Annotated in this window: 16 protein-coding genes; 6 read left to right on the forward strand and 10 right to left on the reverse strand. The window is 58.3% G+C overall.

From position 1 onward, the window contains the following. Positions 1 to 22: 22 nt before the first annotated feature. The 4 genes from MCRY_RS00340 to MCRY_RS00355 form a co-directional block, all read right to left on the reverse strand. A complete protein-coding gene (locus MCRY_RS00340; protein WP_085627479.1) occupies positions 23 to 1,027 on the reverse strand; it encodes a chlorophyllide a reductase iron protein subunit X in 1,005 nt (334 codons plus the stop codon). Then, entirely contained in the window at positions 1,027 to 1,965 is a 939-nt protein-coding gene (gene bchC, locus MCRY_RS00345) for a chlorophyll synthesis pathway protein BchC (protein WP_085627480.1), read from the reverse strand. Before bchC ends, MCRY_RS00340 begins: the two co-directional genes overlap by 1 nt. Positions 1,966 to 2,112: 147 nt before the next feature. Continuing rightward, positions 2,113 to 3,255, reverse strand: a complete 1,143-nt coding sequence (locus MCRY_RS00350; protein WP_085627481.1) for a methyltransferase — start codon at positions 3,253 to 3,255, stop codon at positions 2,113 to 2,115. A 1-nt stretch (position 3,256) separates the two neighbouring features. Continuing rightward, positions 3,257 to 4,132 (reverse strand): polyprenyl synthetase family protein, encoded by an 876-nt coding sequence (locus tag MCRY_RS00355; RefSeq protein ID WP_085627482.1) that lies wholly within the window; start codon positions 4,130 to 4,132, stop codon positions 3,257 to 3,259. A 72-nt stretch (positions 4,133 to 4,204) separates the two neighbouring features. Between MCRY_RS00355 and crtD the strand changes: the two genes are divergently transcribed. Beyond that, on the forward strand, positions 4,205 to 5,797 hold the full coding sequence (crtD, locus tag MCRY_RS00360; protein ID WP_238939847.1) for a 1-hydroxycarotenoid 3,4-desaturase CrtD: 1,593 nt from the start codon (positions 4,205 to 4,207) through the stop codon (positions 5,795 to 5,797). Beyond that, positions 5,752 to 6,624, forward strand: a complete 873-nt coding sequence (gene crtC, locus MCRY_RS00365) for a carotenoid 1,2-hydratase (protein WP_085627746.1) — start codon at positions 5,752 to 5,754, stop codon at positions 6,622 to 6,624. The genes crtD and crtC overlap by 46 nt, the downstream gene beginning before the upstream one ends. On the opposite strand, the gene tspO is transcribed toward crtC, so the two are convergent. Genes tspO through MCRY_RS00380 form a run of 3 tightly spaced genes read right to left on the reverse strand, consistent with a single transcriptional unit; the run spans position 6,621 to position 9,696 of the window. Continuing rightward, positions 6,621 to 7,103: a tryptophan-rich sensory protein TspO gene (gene tspO, locus MCRY_RS00370; protein ID WP_085627483.1), complete on the reverse strand. Its 483-nt coding sequence runs from the start codon at positions 7,101 to 7,103 to the stop codon at positions 6,621 to 6,623. The genes crtC and tspO overlap by 4 nt on opposite strands. A gap of 5 nt (positions 7,104 to 7,108) precedes the next feature. Then, positions 7,109 to 8,149 carry a 15-cis-phytoene synthase gene (crtB, locus tag MCRY_RS00375; protein ID WP_085627484.1) on the reverse strand — a complete coding sequence of 347 codons (1,041 nt, stop codon included), beginning with the start codon at positions 8,147 to 8,149 and terminating at the stop codon, positions 7,109 to 7,111. Further along, positions 8,146 to 9,696, reverse strand: a complete 1,551-nt coding sequence (locus MCRY_RS00380) for a phytoene desaturase (RefSeq protein ID WP_085627747.1) — start codon at positions 9,694 to 9,696, stop codon at positions 8,146 to 8,148. The genes crtB and MCRY_RS00380 overlap by 4 nt, the downstream gene beginning before the upstream one ends. A gap of 90 nt (positions 9,697 to 9,786) precedes the next feature. On the opposite strand from MCRY_RS00380, the gene crtA reads away from it, so the two are divergent. The 4 genes from crtA to bchO are packed head-to-tail and all read left to right on the forward strand — an operon-like array spanning position 9,787 to position 14,078. Next, positions 9,787 to 10,527, forward strand: coding sequence for a spheroidene monooxygenase (crtA, locus tag MCRY_RS00385; protein WP_085627485.1), 741 nt, complete (start codon positions 9,787 to 9,789; stop codon positions 10,525 to 10,527). Next, a complete protein-coding gene (bchI, locus tag MCRY_RS00390) occupies positions 10,524 to 11,528 on the forward strand; it encodes a magnesium chelatase ATPase subunit I (protein ID WP_085627486.1) in 1,005 nt (334 codons plus the stop codon). Before crtA ends, bchI begins: the two co-directional genes overlap by 4 nt. Next, the gene (locus MCRY_RS00395; protein ID WP_085627487.1) at positions 11,525 to 13,213 is read left to right on the forward strand and encodes a magnesium chelatase subunit D; all 1,689 of its coding nucleotides are present in this window, start codon (positions 11,525 to 11,527) and stop codon (positions 13,211 to 13,213) included. The genes bchI and MCRY_RS00395 overlap by 4 nt, the downstream gene beginning before the upstream one ends. After that, on the forward strand, positions 13,203 to 14,078 hold the full coding sequence (bchO, locus tag MCRY_RS00400) for an alpha/beta fold hydrolase BchO (protein WP_238939590.1): 876 nt from the start codon (positions 13,203 to 13,205) through the stop codon (positions 14,076 to 14,078). Before MCRY_RS00395 ends, bchO begins: the two co-directional genes overlap by 11 nt. Here the strand turns inward: bchO and MCRY_RS00405 are convergent. The 3 genes from MCRY_RS00405 to MCRY_RS00415 are packed head-to-tail and all read right to left on the reverse strand — an operon-like array spanning position 14,045 to position 16,328. Then, on the reverse strand, positions 14,045 to 14,629 hold the full coding sequence (locus tag MCRY_RS00405) for a Smr/MutS family protein (protein WP_085627488.1): 585 nt from the start codon (positions 14,627 to 14,629) through the stop codon (positions 14,045 to 14,047). The genes bchO and MCRY_RS00405 overlap by 34 nt on opposite strands. Continuing rightward, positions 14,626 to 15,669, reverse strand: coding sequence for a murein transglycosylase A (gene mltA, locus MCRY_RS00410; protein WP_085627489.1), 1,044 nt, complete (start codon positions 15,667 to 15,669; stop codon positions 14,626 to 14,628). Before mltA ends, MCRY_RS00405 begins: the two co-directional genes overlap by 4 nt. Beyond that, entirely contained in the window at positions 15,666 to 16,328 is a 663-nt protein-coding gene (locus MCRY_RS00415) for a Tim44/TimA family putative adaptor protein (protein WP_085627749.1), read from the reverse strand. Before MCRY_RS00415 ends, mltA begins: the two co-directional genes overlap by 4 nt. Positions 16,329 to 16,415: the final 87 nt, after the last annotated feature.

Genomic DNA, 16,415 nt, shown 5'->3' on the forward strand with positions numbered 1-16,415 from the left:
AGGGCGTTCCGGGGGCTAACCGTCACGCTTCGTCGTAAATCACTTCCAAGGATTCCTGCGGGGCAGCGTTCTTGCCGCGCATGTCCAAGTCGGTCGCCGGTACAAGCGTGTAGCCTGCGCCGGTTTCAGACCCGTCGAACAGTTCGAGCAGACCGTCTTGTGTCAACGGCGCAGGGCGCACGGGCGGCGCCTCACCCACGTTCACGCCCAGCTCAGCAAACAGCGCACCCCATTGGGACTGATCTGTGCCAACGATCTGGTAGTTTGCAGATTTCTTGCGAAGGTCGTCGTCCTGTGGGATCGAGGCCAGAACCGGGATTTTGACCGCTTCAGCAAAGGCCTGCGCCTCGCCCGATCCGTCATCCTTGTTGATGACCAGACCAGCCACGCCGACATTGCCACCAAGACGGCGGAAGTATTCGACTGCCGAACAGACGTTGTTCGCCACGTAAAGCGACTGAAGATCGTTTGACGCAACAAGGATCACCTTCTGCGCCATGTCGCGGGCGATCGGCAAACCAAAGCCACCACAGACGACGTCTCCCAGGAAATCGAGCAGTACGTAGTCGAAGTCCCAGTCGTGAAAGCCCAGCTTTTCCAGCAGCTCGAACCCGTGGATGATCCCACGACCACCACAGCCGCGACCGACTTCGGGCCCACCAAGCTCCATCGCGAAGACGCCACCACGCTTAAAGCAGACATCGCCGATCTTCACTTCTTCCCCGGCCAGCTTTTTCTTGGTCGAGGTTTCGATGATCGTCGGGCAGGCCTTGCCGCCAAACAGCAGGCTTGTCGTATCGGATTTCGGATCACAACCGATCAGCAGAACGCGCTTACCCTGTTCGGCCATCATGTGGCTGAGGTTTGCCAACGTGAAGGATTTGCCGATCCCGCCCTTGCCGTAGATCGCAATGATCTGAGTCTTGGACGTTGGCTCTGCATGCGGCACTTCGAGCGTATGCTCTTCGTTCGCCTCGTCACGCAGTCGCTGGTCGAAGTCCTTCAGGTTTGGAACTTCATCTTTCATTACTGCGTCTCCCAATTGAGAATCATTTTCAGGCAGGTCGGATCTTCGAATGCCTTGCTATAGGCAGTCGGCGCATCCGTTGCTGCCGCTTGATGTGTGATTAGGCCGTCGAGGCTGAGCGCGCCGTTCTCGACCAGCGTGCGGGTCGCCGCGAGATCATCACGCGCCCATTCGGCGGCAACACGGAACCGAGCCTCTTTCATGAAGGCAGGGGGGAAGGCGAATTGCAGCGGTTGGGTGTAAAAGCCAGCCAGCACGATTTCGCCACCTTTGGCGATGTGTCCAACCAGATCGTTCAACAGGCCGCCGTTGCCACTCGCGTCATAGATCGAGCGATAATTGCGGCGGTCGTCGGTATCCGGGTGAATAACTTCGTAGCCATCGGCACCGGATATGCGGTCCGCGTCGATTTCCCAAACCGTCGGCGCGGGTGCGCCAGCGGCAATGGTCAAACGGGCAAGCAGACGACCCAGAACACCGTGACCGACAATCAGATCGGGAACCGCTTTGTCCAACCCAGCCATGGCGTGCCGTGCGGTCGCCGCGAGCGCAAGCAACGCACCCTGAGCTCCAAGACCGGGGTCAATGCGCGTAACGCGGTCCTGCGCTGTAACCAGACGGCGCGTGGCGCCACCGAACAGGCCGAAGATCCCATCATAGCAGTTGGCACCGGGAACAAAGACATGGTCACCGACCTTGTAACCGGTGTTCGAACCCGCCTCGACAACCTCACCTGAGGCTTCGTAGCCGGGGATCAACGGATACCCCATCCCGGGAAAAGGAGGCATGTCACCCGTCCAGAACAGTTTTTCTGTGCCGGTCGAAATTCCCGAATACGCGATATCAACGACGAGATCGTCGGGTCCGGGATCAGTGAGCTGAACAGTCTCCAGCGCAAGGGTTTTTGGTGCATTCAGCACGACGGCGTTTGTTTGCATCTCAACCTCCTGCGGTTTCGTGGACTCAGAGCTAAAGAATCGACCTCGGAATCTCTTGCATGTCTCTTCGTAGTGTCAGTTTATTCTTACACACTCATCTGTCAACTATAATAGACACTTTGTCTTGTAAACTTAGTATCCACGCCTTCAGGACGATTTCTTCGCCATCAAGGTTGTCGTGACAAACGGACGACGCACGGGATATGTTTTCACTGAATAAAACCCTGCAGACCTGCACATCTCAGCGATGCGCGCGGCACTGCGGACGGTTCCTGTATTCATCGCCAGGCAGTAAAAGCTGAAATAGACATCGCCCGCGATCTCGGGCTTTGCGCCACCGGACATCGGCTCCGAGATCAGCAGGCTTCCCCGTTCGGGCAAACTGTCAAAAACCTTGGACAACAAGGCTTCGACCGTCTGGTCCTCGTGATCATAAAGAACGCGGATCAACGAAATCGTATCTGCCTTTTCCGGCAAGGCGTCGTCTCGGAATGACCCGGGCACAAACCGCAACCGATCCTGCGCCTTGGACTTCTGCATCAAGGCCACAGCTTGCGTTTCAACTGCCGGCAGATCGAAGACGGTTGCTTGCAGATTTGGATGTCTCAAAGCAGCCGACTCGGCAAACACGCCGTAACCGCCGCCAACATCCAGCAGATGTCGCGTCTCTTTGAGGTCGGCCACAGAAAGGGTATCGGCTGCCACGATCTGCTGCGATCGAGCCATGAGATCTGAGTATCGGTTCGCCGTGTCCATGTCAGTCGCATGTGCTGCGCCGAAGACATAAGGCCAGAATGCAGAGAGTTCGGTGTCGACTTCGTCGCGCAACAGGGCGACTGGGTCGTTCAGATCCCGATAGAAAGCAGAATGGTGGCGGATCATGTCATCTAGGCCGGGAACCCCAACCATCGCGGCACCCAACCGGGCAAGACGATAACGCCCGGTGCGATCGCGTTTCGTAAGTTTCATCGCAGAGGCAGCCATCATAAGGCGCTCCATGCGATCGCTGCGCATTCCGCAAGTCTGGGCAAGCATCTCTGCAGACAATGGCCCATCCATCAGGCGGTGCATGACCCGAAGCTCTACAAGCGCAAACAGCACCTGAGATTTCACGAACCCCTGAACCAAATCAAACAGCTCTGCGCCATCCTTTGCAGCGGTGCGCCTTGTCAGGGGGAACGCCGAGGCCCACCGTTGAAAACCAGGTCTTGCGATCAAACGCATCAAGCGTGTGCGGAAACCCGGTTTTGACGGAAGGCCAATGTGCGGACTGTCTGAAGCAAGCGTCATTCTATCCCGCTCTGACGGAACGGGCCTGGGGAACCGGTGTCAGGCGCTCGGCCTGCATCCGGACCATTTCAGCCAATTGCGCTTCTCCTGGGCACGAGGGGATTGATGAAATCGCGCCACTCAGAATATCCCGCAGTCGCGATTGAGCGCCATCGACACCCAAAACCGTTACCGCATTAGGGCGACCATGCAGATCGTCCTGACCAACCGGCTTGCCCAGCGTTTCGCAATCATAAAGCGCATCGCGCAAGTCGTCAGCCACTTGGAACGCTTCGCCAATGCGGGCACCAAGTTCAAACCACGGCTCTTCGTCCTGACCGGCAGCAATGGCGCCCATCTGGGTTGCGGCGATGAACAACGCACCAGTTTTGGATTTGTGATAAGCGGACAGGTCGATCTTGGGTTCACTTTCCCAGCCCTGCCCAGCGCAAATCCCGAACGGCATACCTGACTGCCGCGTCAGAACTCGAATGAGTTTGATCGCACGGTCAGCGTTGTGTTCTGCGGAACGCGCAAGGATTTCAAATGCCAGAATGATCAACGAGTCGCCGGTAAGCACTGCCAAAGGTTCGGAATAGGCCCGGTGCACCGTCGATTTGCCGCGGCGAATATCTGCGTTGTCGAAGCACGGCAGATCATCATGCACAAGGCTCGCGCAATGGATCAATTCCAACGCGGCAGCGGCGGCGTCGGCCATCTTGGGCGAATCATCACCGCAAGCCATCGCAACCGACATAAGGATCGTGGGACGGATACGCGCGCCGCCCGGAGTACAGGCATAATGCAACGCTTCCGAAAGCTTGGCAGGTGGGGTTCCACCCTGTCCGATGCGAATTGCTGCCTCAACTGCAGAATTTATCCGGGTATGAAGTCCCATCGAACACTCCTAAACAATGTGTTGTCATCTTGATCTGACACACTAGTGTAAACCATACTGGACACTTGGCAAATGCGAGTCAACAATTCGATGATGAAAAAGCCACGACACAGTTCTGGACGCGTCATCGTGATTGGTGCGGGTATCGGGGGGTTGGCAACCGCCCTGCCCCTTGTGCACCGTGGATTCGATGTCACTGTCCTTGAACGTCAATCGGTGCCCGGCGGGAAAATGCGTCAGGTGAACGGTGTCGATGCCGGACCAACCGTTCTGACAATGCTCAACGTGTTCGAGTCGATGTTCGAAGATGCGGGTGAAACGCTTGCCGATCATGTCACCTTGATCCCGCAAGACACTCTTGCACGCCATTGGTGGCCTGACAGCGATCCGCTCGATCTATTCCAAGACCGCGGAAAAAGCGCCGAGGCAATTGGTGATTTTGCTGGACCCAAGGCAAAGGCCGAATTTCTTGCCTTTGCCGAACGCGCCGCGCGGCTGTTTGACGGCTTCAGCGATCCAATGATGCAACATGCCGAACCGTCACTCGTAGGGCTCACCACACATGTGATGAAATACCCTGCGTTGATCCGTGATATGGGTGTCGGTCAGACACTCAAACGACTACTCGCAACCTCCTTCACAGATCCACGCCTCCGTCAGCTTTTTGGCAGATACGCAACCTATGTCGGAGGGTCGCCGGATCGGTCACCCGCTCTGCTAGCGCTGATATGGGAGGCGGAAGCCCGTGGCGTATGGTGCGTCAAAGGTGGAATGAGCGCGCTTGCAAAAGCGATTGCCTCCTTGATCGAAGCCAAAGGCGGCATAATCCGCACCAACGCGACAGTGAAAAAGATCAACACCGCGTTTGGCGGCGTGTCTGGCGTTACGCTCACATCAGGCGAAACGGTCTATGCCGACCAGATCGTCTTCAACGGAGATCCCCGAGCCCTTGCGCTGGGTCTGTTGGGCGAGGCTACAAAACCTGTTGCATCAATCACCGCAAAACGTGCACGCAGCCATTCGGCCAATGTCTGGAGCTTTGCTGCGACGCCATCAGACATGCCTTTGGTGCACCATAACGTCTTTTTCAGCGATTCCACAAAAAACGAATTTGCCGAGATCGAGCGCGGGTTCATCCCGTCCGATCCCACATTGTACCTTTGCGCCGAAGACCGGGGGCAAGGCACGCCACACCCCGAAACTGAGCGTTTCGAGATCATCATGAATACTCCGCCGCTGACCCAGCGCGCGGCCCAGCCCGAGGATTACGAGATATGTCACACACGGACGTTCCCAACTCTTCGCCGCTTTGGTCTAAGCTTCTCACCGGAACCGGGACCAGACGCCCTGACAACGGCAAAGAGCTTCGACACTCTCTTTCCCGGCAGCGCCGGTTCGCTTTACGGGCAGACCCCGCACGGGATGACAGCCGGTTTGGAGCGTCCGACGGCACGAACGCAGATACAGGGTCTTTATCTGGCGGGCGGCGGGACGCATCCGGGGGCGGGCGTCCCGATGGCGGCGCTCTCCGGCAGGCACGCGGCCGCGGCGATTGTGACGGACCGAACTTCAATCTCAAAGTCCCGGAAAACGGTTACGCGTGGTGGTACGTCGATGGGATCAGCGGTGACGGAAAACGTGCCGTATCGGTCATTGGATTCATAGGGTCTGTCTTTTCACCTTGGTATCGTTGGTCAGGACGCAAGAACCCTGAAGACCATGTCTGCATAAACGTCGCGACTTACGGTCCTGGCGGGCGGTTCACCATGACTGACCGTGGCACCCCTGCCCTGCGCCAAACCGCCGACACATTCACCGTTGGCCCGTCGTCAATGCGTTGGGTGAATGGCCAGCTGGTGATCGACATCAACGAAATTTCTGGCCCGCCATTGGTCAGTCGCGTGCGCGGTACGATCACGGTCACGCCCAGCGCCATCACATCGGTCGAGCTGCCGTTGACCGAGGATGGCGCGCATGTCTGGCGTCCCTTTGGCCCGGTCTCGGACATTTCCGTCGATCTTGGAGCGCCCGGCTGGCAATGGGACGGTCACGGTTACTTTGACGCCAACTTCGGAACCCGTGCGCTAGAGGAGGATTTTTCCTACTGGACGTGGGGAAGATATCCGGCGGCAGGCGGCAGCACCTGCTTTTACGATGCTACCCGGCTCGATGGGTCTGAACTGGGGTCGGGTTTTCATTTCGACCCAGATGGCACAGCGACCGAAATTGACCTTCCCCCACAGCTTGAATTCAAACGCTCGCTTTGGGCGGTCCGACGAGAAACACGTGGCGACTATGGTTTTCGCCCACGGCAAGTGATGAATATGTTAGACGCTCCGTTCTATTCCCGCTCAATGGTTGAAACGCGGCTGAACGGAGAAAAGACTGTTGGCGTTCACGAGGCGCTTGATCTGACCCGCTTCCGATCGCCACTGCTCAAACCAATGCTGGCGGTCCGCGTTCCAAGACGGCGAAACTGGTCGTTCAATTAACTGACGACGGGGGTGCGTTTCTTGGCTTCATCAGGATTCAAACGCCAGACGCTAAGGTTCAACGCACCAGCAATGGTCACCCAGAGCAAGTAAGGCATGAACAACAAACCCGCGATCAGATCAACCTGGATGAGTGCATAGATCGTCGCCGCGACGGACGTCCACAGGGCGATCAAGACAAACATCCCCAACTTAATCCGCTTCAAGCCAAAGAAAACCGGGGTCCACAGACCGTTCAACGCAATCTGCAATGACCAAAGCGCCATTGCCACAGCATTGTCCGGACTCATCGCAGCGCGCGCTCCTGCAGCAGACATACACAGGTAAAGCGTGGTCCACGCCACAGGAAACAGCCAATCCGGCGGTGTCCATGAAGGCTTGTTTAAATTACGATACCAAGGCCCCGGCGGAAACAGACCGCCAGTTGCACCCGCCGCAAAGCAAGCCAATAGGAAAATGCCGAACAATAGCCAAAACATAAAGATTAGGTAAGCCGACCGTGCAAACCATTCAAGGCTTCACGTTGCTCTCGCTCGCATTGCGCGACCTGGGTAAGTGCTTCGAACACAGCATCCGACCGAGACCTGCGAGTATCTTCGTGACTAGCTGCCTGAACCAGAAACTCGGTTTCGGGCAGACTGCGCGCATACAAAACAGCGGATTTCGGCATCACGACAGTCAGGGCAGCCTTCATCGCAGACACGGAAACCCAACCCAATTTTTGTCCTTTTGACGTATGCGCCCGCGACGAAATGGAATCGTATCCGCTCCGCTGAACTTGCCCGCCAATCCCCGCATAGATGAACCGCGCGGCATAGATGCCGGTGCGCGACGACATGGGCAATGCCGCAATGCCTGCTTCGGATCGCATATAAAGACGGTTCGCTTGCATCACGAGCCTGCGGGTCATCTGTCGAATGGCCTTGGTCGGCTTCGGGTTGGCAAGGAACCGATCTGGGCTCAGCCCTGCTTCATCCAGCCATTCGAGGGGAAGATAAATACGTCCCTCCAATGCGTCTTCGCCAATGTCGCGAGAAATGTTCGTCAACTGCATCGCGACACCAAGATCGCAGGCACGTGCCAATGCGTTCGGGTCCCGCACGCGCATCAGAACGCACATCATCGCGCCAACGGCAGATGCGACTCGCGCCGAGTAGTCAAAGAGTTCCGACAGGGTCTCATAACGACGGCCCATCGCATCCCACGCCAGACCTTCAAGCAATGCATCCGGCAAAGCACGCGGCATGTCGAACTCTTCGACCACGCGGGCAAACGCCCGATCCGCTGCGGCATTGTCAGGATGGCCGTCGTAAATCCGTTCCAGCCGGTCTTGCAGTCTTAGAACCGCAGCGGCTTTTTCCTGCTGAAGGTCAACCGCATCGTCCGCCAGCCGGCAGAATGCATAAAGCGCGAGCGACGGATCACGGACAGACGCAGGCAACAGCTTTGACGCCGCATGGAACGACAGTGACCCATGACGGATCGCCTCGCGGCAGGCTTCCATATCGCTTTCATAACAGCTCATCCGCGCACCAACGCGGGATCAGGCACAAGCTGCGCCAGCACCTCGGCCGATGAAATCACACCGGGCAAACCCGCACCGGGATGCGTACCAGCACCAGTCAGGAACAAACCCTTGAGTTCCTCGCTCACGTTATGAGGTCGAAACCAAGCGCTTTGAAGAATTCGCGGTTCGATCGAGAACCCCGATCCATAAGGCGTCAGATACCGGTCCTTGAAGGTTTCGGGTGTAAACACCTCGCTTGCGGTGACCCTGCTCGAGAACCCCGGCAAAAGCTGTTCTTCCAACGCCTTCGTCAGCCGCACACGGTATTGGCGTTCAATGTCTTTCCAATCTGCAGAATCCGCATGTCCCAGATGGGGCACGGGGCTCAGCACATAGAAGGTGTCGTCGCCTTCGGGCGCGGCACTTGGATCGGTTACCGTGGGACGGTGAACATAAAGCGAAAAGTCATCCGAGACTTTGCCCTTCATGAAGATGTCACGCACCAGACCCTTGTAGCGTGGACCGTTCAGAATGGTGTGGTGCCCCACATCCTTCCACATATCGCGGGTGCCCTTGGTGCCGAAATACCAGACATACAGCCCCATCGACCAACGGCGCGATTTCAGCTTTTTCGGCGTCCACCGTTTACGCGGCTGATTTCGAAGCAGGCGATCATAGGTGTGTCCCGCATCGGCGTTCGACACGACGATATCAGCCGTGAGCATATCCCCAGACGCAAGCTTGACCCCGCGCGCCTGACCGTTCTTGACGAGGATCTCGTCAACCTCGGTTTCCATGCGCAGCGTGCCACCCTGTTCGCCAATGATCTTGGCCATGTTCTCGGCAATCGCAGCGACACCACCCATCGCATAGTGCACCCCGAATTCCTTTTCGAGATGCGACACGAGGATATACATTGAGGTCACGTTGAACGGATCACCGCCAATGAACAGCGGATGAAAAGACAGAGCCATCCGCAACCGCTCATCTTTTACGCGCTTGGCAGCATGCGCGTAAACTGACCGGTCCGCGCGCAGCATCGCAAAACGGGGCAGGACGCGAATCAGATCGCCCAATTTGTGCATGGAACGACGGCCCAGATCCTCGAACCCGAACCAGTACCGCTCTTCGCTGTCGCGCAAGAATTTATCGTACCCGGCAACATCGCCCGGCGACAAGCGACGCACCTCTTCGCGCATTGCTTCGGTGTCCTGACGAGCGGTAAATTTGGACCCATCGGGCCACCGGATTTCATAGAACGGATCAAGCGGCCTCAGATCGACCTCTTCGTGGAAATCTTTACCGCAGACCGCCCATAACTCTTTGAAAACCTGAGGCACGGTCACAATCGTTGGCCCCAAATCGAACCGGTGTCCATCTTTCCAGATGCACGACCCGCGCCCACCCGGAACATCCAGTTTGTCGATCACGGTCACGCGGTAACCCAGCGCACCCAATCGCATGGCCGAAGCAAGACCACCTAGCCCGGCACCGATCACGACGGCATGGGCCGAAGTCAGCTTGTCGGAATGTGCCGCAAGGGCCGTATCAAGTTTTGTCATCATCATTCCATGATATACTGTCAACTTTACTTTACAATATTTTGCCGCTGGGGTGCGTCAAATTATTTAATATCTTCCCTGTCTGATGATAATATGTCAGACTTAGTTGACACTATGGGAACCGAAATGCAGACCGTGAGCCTGAGCTTTTACCGCTTTGCCACACCGCTTTCGCGGATGTGGGCGCTGACAATGATGGGCGTAGCGCGCCTGTCTCTGCCGCGAATCGACGGTCTTCAGTTCTGGAAGCTCTGCGGTTCGGGCACAGGTGAAGGCTTCACGCCGATTCCCAACACCTCGGTCTACGCAATCTTGACAGTCTGGTCTGACCTCGACCGCGCAAAGCAGGCGGTTACGCAGGAATCCATCTTTCATCGCTATAGAGCGAAGGCATCGGAACACTGGACGCTGTTCCTGACCCCCTATTCAGCTCGGGGCGCGTGGTCAGGCCAATCCCCATTTATCGAAGAAAGCCCGGCACAAACCGGGCCGATCGCGGCCCTGACCCGAGCCACCGTTCGACCTGTCGTCGCTGCGCAGTTCTGGAAACACGTACCTGACATCAGTGGCGTCATTGGCAGGGATCAAAACGTCCTGTTCAAGATTGGCATCGGAGAGGTTCCGCTCTTCCAGCAAATCACCTTTTCCATCTGGCCCGATTCCCAATCCATGGCCGCATTCGCCCGCAACAACGGCCCCCACGCGGAGGCCATCCGTGCCGTGCGTGACGGCAATTGGTTCCGCGAAGAACTCTATGCCCGGTTCCGGGTTGCCGACGAGATCGGCAGCTGGGAAGGCCAATCCCCCCGCATTCTCAAGGATATCGCCGCATGAGACATCAGTTCCCCTTTTCCGCCATCGTCGGCCAGGACCAGATGAAGCTCGCCATGGTTCTCACCGCAATCGATCCGGGCATCGGTGGCGTTCTGGTCTTTGGCGATCGGGGCACCGGTAAATCCACCGCCGTTCGCGCGCTTGCTGCGCTGCTGCCACGGATTTCGAAACTCGAAGGCAGCGCGACAAACGCCGCCACCCCCGCCGAAATGCCTGACTGGGCGGACCCCGTATCCGGCAATATGATCGACGTGCCGACACCCGTGGTCGATCTGCCCCTTGGCACAACCGAAGACCGGCTGGTCGGCGCACTCGACATTGAACGCGCGCTCAGCCGCGGGGAAAAAGCGTTTGAGCCTGGCCTTCTGGCCAAAGCGAACCGCGGGTACCTTTATATCGACGAAGTGAACCTGCTCGAGGATCATCTGGTCGATCTGCTGCTCGACGTGGCGCAATCCGGCGAGAACGTCATCGAACGCGAAGGTCTGTCGATCCGCCACGACGCGCGCTTTGTGCTCGTCGGCTCTGGCAACCCCGAAGAAGGTGAACTGCGCCCACAGCTGCTAGACCGGTTTGGCCTATCCGTCGAGGTTCGGTCGCCGAACGATATCGAAGAACGGGTCGAAGTGATCCGACGCCGCGCCGCGTTTGACACCAATCCCGATGCCTTTGTCGAAAAATGGTCGGTCGAGGACACAAAGATCCGCGATGCGATCCTTGCGGCCCGCCACGCCCTCAAGACTGTCGATGCCCCAGACGACACGCTGCGCGATTGCGCCGGTCTATGCGTTGCCATCGGGTCCGACGGACTGCGCGGAGAACTGACATTGCTGCGCGCCGCCCGCGCTCTTGCCGCGTACAAGGGCAGCGAAAGTGTTACCCGCGATCATCTGCGCGCCGTGGCCTCCATGGCGCTCAGCCACCGTTTGCGCCGCGATCCGCTGGATGATGCAGGATCCTCCACACGCGTCGACCGCACGGTCGAGGAAGTCTTTGCATGAAAGAAGACCCAACTGCCGTAAACGTCCAAGGCCAACTGGCCCTGACGCTTCTGGCGGTCGATCCGGCCGGGTTGGGGGGTCTGCACCTGCGCGCCCGCGCCGGACCGGTACGCGACATGTTCTGCGCTCCGATCAAGACGATCTTTCCAAAGGCGCGCCGCATTGCGCCCTCGATCTCTGATCTCCAGCTGTTTGGCGGCGTCGATATCGGCGAAACTCTGACACGCGGTCAGATCATCCGCGCCAAAGGCATTCTTGAAACGCCGACACCGCTGGTCTTTACCATGGCCGAACGCTGCGAACCCGGTCTGGCCGCAAGATTGGCACAAGCTCTGGATTCCGACATAGGTCACGCTCTGATCCTGCTCGACGAAGGCGCCGAGGATGACGAGATCGCACCAACCACCCTGACCGAACGGCTTGCCTTTCGCGTAGATCTGGACGGAATGCGCCATGTCGATCTCGTGCACATGGTCATGGATGAGGCCGACGTCACCGCCGCACAGGCCCGTTTGACCGCAGTCGAAATTCCCGACGACGCAGCGACAGCGCTGGCCGTGACCGCCATTCGCTTCGGCATCGATTCTCTGCGCGCGCCGTTGATCGCCTTGGCAGCCGCACGCGCAAATGCAGCTCTGAACAACCGGAAAACGATCAATCAGGATGATCTTCAGATTGCCGTTCAACTGGTCTACGCCCACCGCGCCACACAGATGCCGGTCGAGGACGAAGAGGAAGAGCACGAAGACAATACCCAACCCGACGACACACCCGACACGCAAAGCCCAGACAAGGACGAGTCTGACCTCAACCTGCCCGACGAATTGCTGATCGACGCGGTCAAAGCGGTTTTGCCTTTCGACGTGCTTGCCATGCTCGAAGGGGCTGGACGGATCAAGGCAGCGTCTGGCAGCAGCGGCGCGGGGCAAAAAAAGCGCGGCAATCGACGCGGGCGGCCATTGCCTTCGCGGGCAGGGAGGTTGGATGGCGGCAACCGGATTGATCTGGTTGCCACATTGCGCGCCGCCGTGCCGTGGCAGACCATCCGCCGCAAGCAGAACCCAGACCGAACCGGCGTTCTGATCCGCCCGTCCGATATCCACGTGAAAGTGTTTCAAGAGGTGTCCGACCGTCTGGTCATCTTTGCCGTCGACGCATCAGGCTCTGCTGCAGTCGCCCGACTGTCCGAGGCGAAAGGCGCTGTCGAACTGATGTTGGCTGATGCCTATGCCCGACGCGATCACGTGGCGCTGATCGCGTTCCGGGGCGAAAGCGCTGAGCTGATCCTCCCACCAACTCGATCGCTTGTGCAAACCAAACGCCGCTTGGCGGGCCTGCCCGGCGGCGGCGGCACACCGCTTGCCTCTGGCCTCAAGGCCGCCGCTGACCTCGCCCAGCGCGTGCGCGCCCAAGGGCTTTCCCCGTCCATTGCCGTCCTGACCGACGGTCGCGCGAATGTCCCGCTTCCGGGCAAAACCGGCCGCGCTGCCGCAAACGACGATGCTCAGGCGATGGCCCGCCATGTGCGGTCGCTGAATATTCCCAGCGCGATGATCGACACTTCCGTACGGCCACACCGCGACCTCCGTACGCTCTGCGATGTGATGAACGCGAAATACATCCCGCTGCCGCGCGCCGATGCCAAGGGGCTGAGCCGCGCCATCGAAACCGCGCTTGGCGCGTGACATCATGGGAGCGGTTGAAACCCTGACGGCTTGGCCCCACGCGGAGCATTCTCGCTTTGTCGATGTGCGCCCGCATCGCTGGCATGTTCAGGAAATGGGGCAGGGCAAGACCCTTCTCTTGCTGCACGGCGCCAGCGGATCGACCCACTCGTGGCGCGACGTGATGACAGACCTTGCAAAGGATCACCACGTTGTCGCAATCGACCTTCCCGGTCATGGGCAAACCAAGCTTGGATCGCGCCAAAGATCATCGCTGCCGCTGATGGCGCAAGATGTTCAGGCGCTGATCGACCACGAAGGCTGGACCGTCACGGCGATCATCGCCCATTCCGCCGGGGCCGCCTTGGGCCTCCGCCTGTTGCAAGCGTCAGGCATCAAAGCGCCACTGGTTGCAGTCAACCCCGCGCTGACACCGTTCAAGGGTATGGCCGGTGTGCTTTTCCCGATTGCCGCCCGTGTCGTCGCTCTCAGCCCAATCATGGCCAAGATGCTCAAACGCAGGATGTCAGGACCGGGGCAGGTTGTCTCTCTCTTGGAAACCACGGGGTCAAAGATCTCTCCCGAAGGTTTGAACCTCTATGCCAAGCTGTTTCGCAGTGACGCGCACCTAGACGGAACCCTGTTGATGATGGCGCAATGGAAGCTTGACGGGTTGGTGGCCGATCTGCCCAAGATCACTGTTCCCTGCACCTTTCTTGTCGGGGAAAACGACAAGGCGGTGCCGCCTTCTTCAGTCAAGGAAAGCGCAAAACGGATGCCTGACGCCGCGGTTTTAACCTATCCAGGCTATGGCCATCTTCTGCATGAAGAGGCGCCTGGCCTTATTGCTGATCAGCTTCGCGCAGTTCTGCGCAAATATACGTAATAGGCTCCACCACCACCGTGGCGAATATGCGCCTCTGACACATCCATAACAGCGGTGTTCAGCGGGGCCATGCGCAGCCACATCGGCACCTGACGTTTCAGAACACCCCGCTGTCGGGGGATCGGATCGTGCGGATCGTCACGCTGCCCCTTGCCCGTGATCACCAGAACAAGACGAAATCCGCGCGAATAGGATGTGAGGATAAACCGCGTCAGCGCTGGGTGCGCTTGATCAAGCGTCATGCCGTGCAGATCGATCCGGCCTTCGGGCGCCAGCCTTCCCCGTCGCATCTTGCCGTAGATCTTGGTATCCATGATGGGCTTGGGCTGAGAGGCAGTCTGCGGCTTGGATACTGAAGGACCAGTGGAGTTCGCCTTTGCCCCGATCCCGAACGCTTTGGGCAAATCCATGAGTTCTGGTTCTACCTTCGGCCGGACCGTCGGTTTTACAGGCTCAGCCGCACGGCGCAGCGCTTGGGGCAGGGGTGTCGCGGAATGTGTAACCTTCTGCCAAAGTTCTTTCTCCTCTGGGCGAAGCTTGCGCCGGCTCATTGGTACGCCTCGGGCAGGAACGCATAGGCCCGCTGAATGGGCATCAGCACAACCATGCGCCCCGGATCTTTGATCCGCCCAGCCTGACGGCCCGCGTCGTCGCCCGTGCCATAAAACACATCAGCCCTTTGTGCGCCTTTGATTGCAGAGCCGGTATCCTGTGCGACCATCAAACGGCGCAGCGGATCTGCGCCCTCCTTTTCGATCCAGACAGGAGCGCCCAACGGCGTAAAAGCCGGATCGACCGCAATTGAACGAAGAGTCGTGATGGACCGGTTCATCGCTCCCAACGGGCCCCGTTCTGCAGGAACTTGGCTGACTTCACGGAAGAAAACGTAGGAATCATTGTGATACAGCAGGTCTTCGCCTTCGGCCGGGTTGCGCCGCACCCAGTTCTTGATGACATCCGCTGACACCTGATGCGGCTGGTAGACACCGCGGCGCACCAGCTCTTGTCCGATGGACCTGTAGTTGTGACCGTTTGCACCACCATACCCGACCCGGATCATGCGCCCATCCGGATAGCGCACGCGGCCCGAACCCTGCACTTGCAGGAAAAACAGTTCTACTGGATCATCGACCCACGCAATCTCGAGTCCGCGCCCTTCCATCACACCACTGGTCAGAATGTCCCGGCGACTGAGCCACGGGCGACGGTCATTCGCTTCAGGTGGCATCTTGTAAATCGGGTGCCTGTACCGCGCGGTGCGCACAGGCGAACCTGACAGTTCCGGTTCGAAATACCCGGTGAACAAGGGCTCTTTGCCGTCGGTAATAAGAATGGGGCGAAAGAATAGCTCGAAAAACTGCCGCGCATCCGAAGCATCGAACGCAAGCGCACAGAGTGACGCCCAATCCGGTTCATCAAGATCTGCACAGGTGTTCTTGAACACCGCCAAGGCCGACGCATGATCATCGTCGGCCCAGCCGTTCAAATCCTCAAACCCAAGGATTGCGTATTGCGGATCCGGCTCATTGGGCACAACTGGTCCTGCCATCAGAACACCAAAGGTTATGGCTGCGCCCAGCCGTCGGATCATTCGCCCGTGGCGACAAGCTGCCAGTTCGGATCATCCACACCCATACGACGGGCATAGGTCCAAACGTCTTTTTGCCGCTTAACCTGGGTCGGCGACCCTTCAATGATCTCACCGGAACTGTCACGAACCGTGGATGTCAGCTCACCGATATACTTGACTGTAATCTCGGCCATGGCGGTGTCGTCATCGAATGTCGCCTCCACGAGACTCAATTCTCGAACACCAACAAACTCGGCTTCGATGGTCAAACCCTGCTCTTCACGTGCCTCAACACCCTCGGCAAAGGTTTCATACACATCTTCGGCTAGGAATGGTTTGATTTCGGCCAGATCGCCCCGTTCAAATCCCATCAGGATCATCTCGTAGGCACCGCGCGCGCCGCCAAGAAAATCAGCGACGCCGAAAGATGGCTCGGCTCGCTTCATTCGGGCCAGAGCATCTGCCGCATCGCTATCAGCATCAACATGATCGATGATATCGTGATCCGGCCCGCCTTCGATCACTTCAAAGTCACGACGTGTCGATGAATGGGGTTCTTGCTGCCGGGGAAGCGGCTGCTTTTCGAAACCTTCCCGTGTGCCAAGAACGCTTTTCAATCGCAGGATCAAAAACACGGCAATGCCAGCAAGCACCAGAAGCTGTATCAGCGGAGAATTCATCAGGACCTCGCCCAGACCAAAGTGGAAACGTCGTTGTTGCATCCTTATGTAGGGGTTGGGTGGTGCATAGTCCACCGCACGCCCAGC

Source organism: Marivita cryptomonadis (assembly GCF_002115725.1).
Lineage (GTDB): Bacteria > Pseudomonadota > Alphaproteobacteria > Rhodobacterales > Rhodobacteraceae > Marivita > Marivita cryptomonadis.